The organism is Neorhizobium sp. 05N33, from assembly GCF_056397445.1.
Genome location: NZ_JBFTNK010000002.1, coordinates 878,234 through 886,914, shown reverse-complemented (window position 1 = coordinate 886,914; position 8,681 = coordinate 878,234). Strand labels below are relative to the sequence as shown.

Here is an 8,681-nt window from a genome sequence, read left to right as displayed (position 1 = left end):
ACTATGCCGGGACCATCGCCGCAACCGGTTCCAACGCTGCGCAAGATGAAAGCTTCGCGTTTCCGCCGGTTGCTCAAACCGCGCCATTTGGCATATTCAAAGCCGCCGAGGCTCTAACCGCCGCTGGATGAAAGTTCAGTGGCAGGTCAGCTCGCCAACCAGAGCCGCCTTGTCGGCATCGTCGCCACCAAGCCGGAACTCGGCTTTCGCGCCCATCTGACCGCGGCTTTGGCCAAAGCGCTGATCCAGCGTGGCAGCATCCCGATCCTCATCAATACCGGACAGGCGGAAGAGGAATTGCTGGCTGCCCAGAAAATGCTGATCGGCCACCGCGCCGAGGCGACGATCATCCTCTCCGGTTCGCCGCCCGCAAGCTTCTCGAACTCGCCCAGCGCAACGGCCAGCCGCTGGTGGTGATCGGCCGTTCGGAACCGGATGCCGATCATGTCCGCGCCGGCAATTCCGAGGCCTCCCGCAAGGCTGCCAATGCCTTTTTCGATGCCGGCCGTCGGCACCTCGCCGTCGTCGGTTCGCAATCGGGGACGCCGAGCATCGTCGAACGCGAAAATGCCTTCACGGCGGCGGCGCTGGCGCTCGGCGCCGAGGTCCGCTCCGCCGGCGGGCCCGATTCCGATTACGACAGCGGCATCGCCGCCGCCCGCGAGCTGTTTGCCGGTGGCGAACGCCCGGACGCGGTGTTCTGCGCCAACGACCAGATCGCCTTCGGCCTGATGGATTTCATCCGCATCGAGAAGAAGCTGCGCATCCCGGAGGATGTGGCGGTTATCGGCTTCGACGACGTGCCGGAAGCGGCATGGCTGAGCTACGGCCTCACCACCTTCCGCCAGGACCCGGTCACCATGGCGCTTCGGGCTGTCGAGCTTCTCGAACGGCGCCTTGAAAACCCGGACGCTTCGCCAGGTTACGAGCGGGTGATCCCCGAACTGGTGGTGCGAAAGAGTTTCGTCCCGGTTTAAAGCTTCAGCAGCTTGCGGGCGTTTTCCTTGAGGATCAGCGGCCGCACCTCGTCCTTGATCGAGATAGCGGCAAAATCCGCCATCCAGCGGTCCGGCGTGATCGCCGGCCAGTCCGAGCCGAACAGCATTTTGTGCTTCAGGATCGAGTTGGCGTATTGCACCAGGATGGCCGGAAAATATTTCGGCGACCAGCCGGACATGTCGATATAGACGTTCGGCTTGTGGGTCGCGACCGAAAGCGCCTCTTCCTGCCAAGGGAAGGAGGGATGCGCCAGAATGATCGGCATGTCGGGAAAGTCCGCTGCCACGTCGTCCAGATAGATAGGGTTGGAATATTTGAGCCGCATGTTCATGCCGCCGCGCATGCCGGCGCCGACGCCCGTCTGGCCCGTATGGAACAGCGTGATCGCACCCTCTTCGGCAATCGCCTCGTAGAGCGGGTAGGCCATCCGGTCGTTCGGATAGAAGGCCTGCATGGTCGGGTGGAACTTGAAACCCTTGACGCCGAATTCCCGCACCAGCCGGCGCGCCTCGCGGGCGCCCATCTTGCCCTTGGCGGGGTCGATCGACGCGAACGGGATCATGATGTCGCTGTTTTCGGCGGCGATCATCGCCACTTCTTCGTTGTTGTAACGCCGGAAACCGGTCTCGCGCTCGGCATCGACCGGAAAGATCACGCAGCCGATCTTGCGTTCGCGGTAATAGACGGCGGTTTCGTTCACCGTCGGCAGCATGCCCTTATGGCCGGCCGGGTTCTTGAAATATTTGGCCATGCCGGCCTGGAATTGGTCGTAGCCGTCGTCGCGCGGGCCGCAGCAGGGCTCTTCCGCATGGGTGTGGACGTCGATGGCGATCAGCTCGTCGATGTTCAAGGTTCGCTCCTCCCGATCCTTAAATTCAGCCCAGGCCTACGAATTTCCGCAGCAGGGACGTCAGTTGTTGGCGCTCGTCACCGGTAAGGTTGGCGCCGACCGACTCCTCGTAGGTAAAGAACCATTGGCTCGCCTGCTTCACCCTTGTCACCGCTTCCGGCGTCAGCGTGATCTCCACGGCGCGGCGATCGCCATCCGGCACCTTCCGAGAAACGAGGTTCTGATCCTCCAGCGCCCGGATCAGCTTGGTCATATGAGCCCGCTTGATCATCAGCCGTTGGCCGAGCACGCTTTGGCGGATGCCGGGATTGTGGAGAATGACCCAAAGCACGGAGAATTCCCCCGGCTTCAGATTGTGTTCGCCGACCTCTTCGAAAAAACGCTCGTAGATCTTGAGCTGCGCCAGCCGCATCAGGAAACCGAGCGCAGAATTGAGCCGGTCGAGTTCGACCTCGTCTGCGGTGCGGATCGGCATGTCCATGGGCGTTCCCCCTTATGCCGAGCCCGGCGCCTTCAAGCGCGCAGCGCGTTTTTCCAGGAAGGCGCGCAGACGCTCTTCGGCCTCCGGGCTGGTGGCGGTGAAGGAGGCGATGAAGGATTCGACGAAAAGCCCGTCTTCCTTGGCCATGTCCTGGATCCGCGGCAATGCGTTGAGCACCGCATAGTTGGAAATTTCGGCGTTGCTGGCGGCTGCTTCCGCAAGCTCGTGCGCCTTTTGCCGGGCCATGCCCTTTTCTACGACGTATTGGGCAAGGTTCCAGCGCTCGGCCTCTTCCGCCGAAGCGACGCGGCCGGTCAGCATCATGTCGGTCATGCGGGCGACGCCCATCAGCCGTGCGGCCCGCACCGAGCCGCCGCCGCCGACGAAGATGCCACGCTGGCCTTCCGGCAGGGCGAAAAAGGCGGACTTGTCCGCAACCCGGATATGCGTGGCGGACGCCAGTTCGAGGCCACCGCCGACCACCGCCCCATGCAGGGCTGAAATCCACGGGATCGTGCCATGTTCGATGCCGGCAAACACCGCATGCCAGCGGCGCGAACCGCGCACGCCTTCGATCGGCGTTTTCTTGACGTGTTCGGCAAGGTCGAGCCCGGCGCAGAAGTGATCGCCATGGCCGAACAGCACGACGGCTTTCGCCTCGCTTTCGGCGCGCGCCACGGTCTCGGCGATCGTTTCAACGAAACGGTCGCTGATCGCATTGCGCTTTTCCGGACGATTGAGACCTATATGGGCAACATTGCCCTTGAGCTCATAGGTCACGAAGCTGGTTGCCGTATGATCGGCCATTTTATGCATTCTCCTCCAGCAACGGACGCTCCCCAGCCCGTCATCAGTTTTTGATCGTTTACAGGGAGATTGTTTCTTTGTAAACAAATTTTGGGAGCCCGATAGGGAGCATTGACGTCTGGGAGGAGAAGTCATGAGCGGAAAACCTGTGCGTGACGTGAAGCTGTGGTCGCCTGTGGTCGGCTGGGAAGAACGGCCGAACGGCGAGTTCGTGGTCTGGCGTGAGGATCCGCTCGGACCTTATCCCGACAAGCTCAACGAGCGGCTGGTCCACTGGGCGAAAACCGCACCCGACCGCACCTGGATGGCGGATCGCGAAGGGACGGCCGAGTGGCGCAGGGTGAGTTTTGCTGAGGCGCTGGATCACGTGCGGCGCATCGGTCAGTTCCTGCTGGACATGAAGCTCTCGGCCGAAAATCCGCTCGTCATCCTTTCGGAAAACTCGATCGAACATGCGCTGATGGCGCTCGGCGCCCAGCATGTGGGCATCCCGTCGGCGGCGATTGCACCCGCCTATGCGACCATCTCCTCGGACTTTTCCAAGCTGCACGACATCGCCAGGCAGATCACCCCCGGCCTGATCTTCGCCGACGACGCGGCTGCTTTCCGCAACGCGGTCGATACGGCTTTCGGGGCGGATATTCCGTTTGCGGGGATGCGTAACCTGCCCGAGGGCCGGTCCTGCACTTATCTCCTCGACGACATCCTCAAGACCGAGCCGACAGTGGCCGTGGACAAGGCTTTTGACGCAGTCGGGCCGGATACGGTTGCGAAATTCCTGTTCACCTCGGGCACGACCGGCTCGCCCAAGGCGGTGATCCAGACCCAGCGCATGCTCTGCTCCAACCAGGAAATGGTCACCGACTGCTATTCCTATTTCCGCGACGAGCCGCCGGTTCTGGTCGATTGGGCGCCCTGGAACCATACCGCCAGCGGCAACAAGGTGTTCAACATCGCCATCTATAACGGTGGCACCTATTATATCGACCGCGGCAAGCCGAGCCCGGCGCTGATGGCCCAGACGATCGCCAACCTGAGGGAAATCTCGCCGACCTGGTATTTCAACGTGCCGGCCGGCTATGAAATGCTGATCCAGGCGATGCGCGAGGACGAGGGGCTTCGCAAGACCTTCTTCAAGGACCTGAAGCTCTTGATGTATGCCGGCGCCGGCATGGCGCAGCATACCTGGGATGCGCTGATCGAGCTTTCCGAAATGACGATTGGCGAACGGGTGCCGCTCGGCACCGGCATCGGCTCGACGGAGACCGCGCCGTTCGCGATCTTCTGCACCGAACCGCAGGAAAAGCCCGGCAATATCGGCGTCCCCGGCCAGGGGGTCACCATGAAACTGGTGCCGATCGACGACAAATACGAACTGCGCCTCAAGGGCCCGAACGTCACCCCAGGCTACTGGCGAAACGAAAAGCTGACGAAAGAAGCCTTCGACGAGGAAGGCTTTTATCGGATCGGTGACGCAGTGAAATTCGCCGTGCCCGGCGATCCGCGCCAGGGGTTCTATTTCGACGGCCGCACGGCCGAAAACTTCAAGCTGCAGACCGGCACCTGGGTGGCGGTCGGCGTGTTGCGGGCACAGTTGGTAAACCAGTTCGGCGGGCTGATCCGCGATGCGGTCATCACCGGCGAGAACCGGGCCGAGCTCGGGGCGTTGGCGGTTCCTTTCATGCCGGCACTGCGCGAACTGATCGGCGGCGACACTGCCCTTTCCGACGAGGCGGTGGTTGCCCATCCGAAGGTGAGGGCGGCGATCATCGAGCGGCTGAAGGAACATCAGCGCCAGTCGAGCGGTTCGGCAACGCGCGTCATGCGCATGATGCTGATGACCCAGCCGTTGCGTTTCGAGAAGGGCGAGGTGACCGACAAGGGTTCGATCAACCAGCGCGCCGTGCTCGCCCATCGTGGTGATCTCGTCGAGGAACTGTATGCGGATGCGTCGGGCGTCATCCGGGTCGGCAAGGAGCTGGCGGCATGAGGATCGAAGGAACAAGCGCCGTCGTCACCGGTGGCGGATCGGGGCTCGGCGAGGCGACGGCACGGCTGCTCGCGAAACTTGGGGCCGTGGTGCATGTCTTCGACCGCAACCAGGCTGCAGCCGAAAAGGTCGCGACCGAGATCGGCGGCGTGGCGCTTTCGGGCGACGTGACCAGCGAGGACGATGCGGCCAGGGCGCTCGACGTTGCGGCGAAGGCCGGTGACGGCTTGCGCATCCTCGTCAACTGCGCCGGCATCGGCACGGCGGGGCGCATCGTCGGCAAAAATGGCCCGATGCCGCTTGCCGATTTCGAGCGGGTCATCCGCGTCAACCTGATCGGTACGTTCAACATGATGCGGCTTGCGGCCGATCGCATGTCTGGCCTGCCCGAGCGCGACGACAAGGCACGTGGCGTCATCGTCAACACGGCGTCGGTCGCCGCTTTCGAGGGACAGATCGGTCAGGCGGCCTATGCGGCCTCCAAAGGCGGCATCGTTTCGCTGGCTTTGCCGGCGGCGCGCGAATTCTCCCGCTTCGGCGTACGGGTCAACACTGTAGCACCCGGCATCTTCCTGACGCCGCTGCTCTACGAATTGCCACAGGAAGCCCAGGACAGCCTTGCCAGCGCGATCCCCTATCCGTCTCGGCTAGGCGATCCCGGCGAGTTTGCCGACGCGGTGCGGTTCGTGATCGAGAACCAGTATGTCAACGGCGAAGTGATCCGGCTCGACGGCGCACTGCGCATGCAGCCGCGGTGACCGGCGATGTCGTTTGCGGATCAGGCCGACCGAACGCTGGACATCCTGGCTCTGACGCCGGGCTGGCACCGGCTGAAAGAGCTCCGTGAAGATTGCGACGACGAGACGGTTGCCGCGATTATCGGGGAGGCGGCGAGTTTCGCCGAGGGCGTGCTGGCGCCGCTGAATGCGGTGGGCGACCGGATCGGTGCGAGGATGGTCGACGGTCGGGTGAGGACGCCGGATGGCTTTTCCGACGCCTTCCGGCAATATGCCGAGGCTGGCTGGCTCGGCATGGACGTAGCCGAGAAATTCGGCGGCCAGGCCGTTCCGCTGACATTGCATGCCGCCTGCGCGCCGTTGTTCGAGCGCGCCTGCGTGGCGCTGATGATGGCGGCCGGCTCGACCCGTGCGGCGGCCCATCTTCTGGCGGAAGCCGCCGACGAAGCGACCGCAAACGAATGGGTGCCGAAGCTTAGCACCGGCGAATGGGCGGCGACGATCTGCATTTCCGAACCGGAAGCGGGTTCCGACGTCGGTCGGCTGCGCACGAAGGCCGAACTCAGCGATGGCGAATGGCTGATCACCGGCCAGAAGATCTGGATCTCCTTCGGCGATCACGACATGGCGGACCGCATCGGCCACTGCCTGCTCGCCCGTACCAACGATCAGCCGGGCACGCGCGGCATCAGCCTGTTTCTGGTGCCGAACCTCATCGATGGTCAGCCGAATGGGGTTTCGGTCGATCGAATCGAGGAGAAGATGGGCCTGCACGGCTCTCCCACCTGTGCCATGCAGTTCGACAATGCCCGGGGCATCATGCTCGGCAAGGAGGGGCGCGGCCTGCCGCAGCTTTTCACCATGATCGAGCTGATGCGGCTGCTCACTGGCTGCCAGGGGCTGGGCATCGCGTCCGCCGCGGCCGATATTGCCGAAGACTATGCGAAGGAGCGCCGCCAGGGCGGACGGCCGGACCAGCCGCCGGTACCGATATCGAGCCATCCGGATGTGCAGCGCCAGCTCCAAGAAATCCGCAGCTCCACGGAAATCCTGCGCGCCGCCATTCTCGAACTTGCCACGACCATGGATATCGCCCGGCTGGAGCCCGAATCCGGGCTGGAGGATTTCACCGGCTGGATGCTGCCGCTGATCAAGAACTTTGGCGCGGCGGCGGGGTTCGAGACGGCGAATGCGGCAATCCAGGTGCTCGGCGGCGTCGGTTACACCCGGGATTGGCCGCTCGAACAATATCTTCGCGACGCCCGCATCATGACCATCTATGAGGGCACGACGGGCATGCAGGCGCTGGATTTTTTGACCCGCCGCCTTTGGCGCGACGAGGGGCGGGGAGCCGCGCTTTTCCTGGAGAGGGCACGCGACGAGATCGATGCCTATATCGCCGAACATCCGCAGGCTTCGGAACTGGCTCTCGCGGCCCTCGATGGTTTCGAACTCTTGAGCGGGCGGATGACGGCGCTCCAGAGCGACCCGGATACCGCCCTCTACCGCGCCGACAGCTATATGCGGGCCGCCTGGTCGGCGGTGTCCATATGGATGGCATTGCGCATCTCGGAAACCGGTGCGGTCCGGAGACTGGCTGCGGAGTTCGATTTCCATAGCGCACGTTGCGGCTGATCCACGGAGGATGATCAGGCAAATAGGAAGCCGGCTGTGGAACGCGGCGGGAGTTGCGAAACCCCGGAAAATATGCGTGTGATACCGGCTCGGATTTTTTCTCGAAACGAGAAAGACAGTGAACATACTTCTCGATATCGGTGCGTTCCTGGCGACCGCCCGCGCCGGCAGTTTTTCCGCTGCCGGCCGTGATTTGGGCGTCGCGACTTCGGTCATCACCAAGCGCGTCAAGCGGCTCGAAGAGCACCTCAATACCCAGCTTTTCGTGCGCACCACAAGACGATTGGCCCTGACGTTGGATGGCGAGCGGCTGAGGCCCCGTCTACAGCTTCTGGTCGGCGAGATCGAGGAGACGCTGGCGACGCCCAATACTCACGAGTTGGGCCTGACGGGGTCGCTGCGCATCAAGGCGCCGACGACGCTGACCTCGATGTTCTTCGGAGATATTTGCGCCGCGTTCCAGGCCGCCAATCCGCGGGTGAAGATGGAGATCGTGCTGATCGACCGCTCGGTTAATCCGCTGGAAGAGGGGTTCGACGTGGCGATCGGCGCCCTGCCGCAATCCTACGCCTATGTGATCGATCATCCGCTTTGTCCCTATCCGCGGGTGCTGTGCGCATCGCGGGGTTATCTGGCGGGCCGCAAGCGGCCGAGGACGCCCACCGAACTCGTCGGCCACGAATGCATCACCTTCCACACGATCGGCACGACCTGGATCTTCCAGATGGAGACGAGCACGATCAACGTGGAGATCACCTCGAATTTCACGGCCAACGACAGCCGGGTCCTGCTCGCGGCTGCCCGTCAGGGACTGGGACTGGCGATCCTGCCGAGGTTCCTCGCTCGGTCGGATCTCGATAGCGGCGCGCTCGAAGAGGTGATGCCGGAGTTTCCGGTCGAGCCGCTCTGGGTCAAGGCGTCGGTGCCCAGGATCAAGATGAACAAGGTCGTGGTGTCAGAGTTCATATCCTACGTGCAGAAGCGGTTTTCGGAAGGGGTGCCGGATCAGGTCATTCCGATGTTCTGAGGAGAAATCCGGACGCACCCGCAGCTGTCCACCTCCACGCTCGCGTTTCGCTGACGCCAAACCGCTGAAATCCAGCGGGACCTTTCTCGAAACAAGAAAGCTGATCGCATCACTTGCCGGGTTCAAGGCGAGGCGGCTTGGGTTACGATCGTGGC

7 protein-coding genes and 2 pseudogenes are annotated in these 8,681 nt (G+C 63.1%); 6 read left to right on the top strand and 3 right to left on the bottom strand.

Annotated elements, in window-relative coordinates; genetic code table 11:
• Both AC1DLT_RS08785 and AC1DLT_RS08780 read left to right on the top strand, forming a co-directional pair.
• Positions 1-131, top strand: a pseudogene (locus AC1DLT_RS08785) (IS3 family transposase); the annotation flags it as partial.
• Positions 132-144: 13 nt separating this feature from the next.
• Positions 145-977, top strand: a pseudogene (locus tag AC1DLT_RS08780) (substrate-binding domain-containing protein); the annotation flags it as partial.
• On the opposite strand, the gene AC1DLT_RS08775 reads toward AC1DLT_RS08780, so the two are convergent.
• From AC1DLT_RS08775 to AC1DLT_RS08765, 3 genes are read right to left on the bottom strand one after another with little or no spacing between them, the layout of a single operon-like run.
• Complete coding sequence (locus AC1DLT_RS08775; RefSeq protein WP_038547636.1) at positions 974-1,849, bottom strand: amidohydrolase family protein; 876 nt, start codon at positions 1,847-1,849, stop codon at positions 974-976. The pseudogene AC1DLT_RS08780 and the gene AC1DLT_RS08775 overlap by 4 nt on opposite strands.
• 25 nt (positions 1,850-1,874) lie before the next feature.
• Entirely contained in the window at positions 1,875-2,330 is a 456-nt protein-coding gene (locus tag AC1DLT_RS08770; RefSeq protein ID WP_038547639.1) for a MarR family winged helix-turn-helix transcriptional regulator, read from the bottom strand.
• A gap of 12 nt (positions 2,331-2,342) precedes the next feature.
• Complete coding sequence (locus tag AC1DLT_RS08765) at positions 2,343-3,137, bottom strand: crotonase/enoyl-CoA hydratase family protein (RefSeq protein WP_038547642.1); 795 nt, start codon at positions 3,135-3,137, stop codon at positions 2,343-2,345.
• A 133-nt stretch (positions 3,138-3,270) separates the two neighbouring features.
• Between AC1DLT_RS08765 and AC1DLT_RS08760 the strand changes: the two genes are divergently transcribed.
• The 4 genes from AC1DLT_RS08760 to AC1DLT_RS08745 all read left to right on the top strand — a co-directional run bounded on the left by AC1DLT_RS08760 (position 3,271) and on the right by AC1DLT_RS08745 (position 8,526).
• Positions 3,271-5,127, top strand: coding sequence for a feruloyl-CoA synthase (locus AC1DLT_RS08760; RefSeq protein ID WP_477486481.1), 1,857 nt, complete (start codon positions 3,271-3,273; stop codon positions 5,125-5,127).
• Positions 5,124-5,885 carry an SDR family NAD(P)-dependent oxidoreductase gene (locus AC1DLT_RS08755; RefSeq protein ID WP_477486480.1) on the top strand — a complete coding sequence of 254 codons (762 nt, stop codon included), beginning with the start codon at positions 5,124-5,126 and terminating at the stop codon, positions 5,883-5,885. The genes AC1DLT_RS08760 and AC1DLT_RS08755 overlap by 4 nt, the downstream gene beginning before the upstream one ends.
• A 6-nt stretch (positions 5,886-5,891) precedes the next feature.
• Positions 5,892-7,499 carry an acyl-CoA dehydrogenase family protein gene (locus AC1DLT_RS08750; RefSeq protein WP_477486479.1) on the top strand — a complete coding sequence of 536 codons (1,608 nt, stop codon included), beginning with the start codon at positions 5,892-5,894 and terminating at the stop codon, positions 7,497-7,499.
• Between the two features lie 118 nt (positions 7,500-7,617).
• Positions 7,618-8,526 carry a LysR family transcriptional regulator gene (locus AC1DLT_RS08745; RefSeq protein ID WP_477486478.1) on the top strand — a complete coding sequence of 303 codons (909 nt, stop codon included), beginning with the start codon at positions 7,618-7,620 and terminating at the stop codon, positions 8,524-8,526.
• The last annotated feature ends 155 nt before the right edge of the window (positions 8,527-8,681 follow it).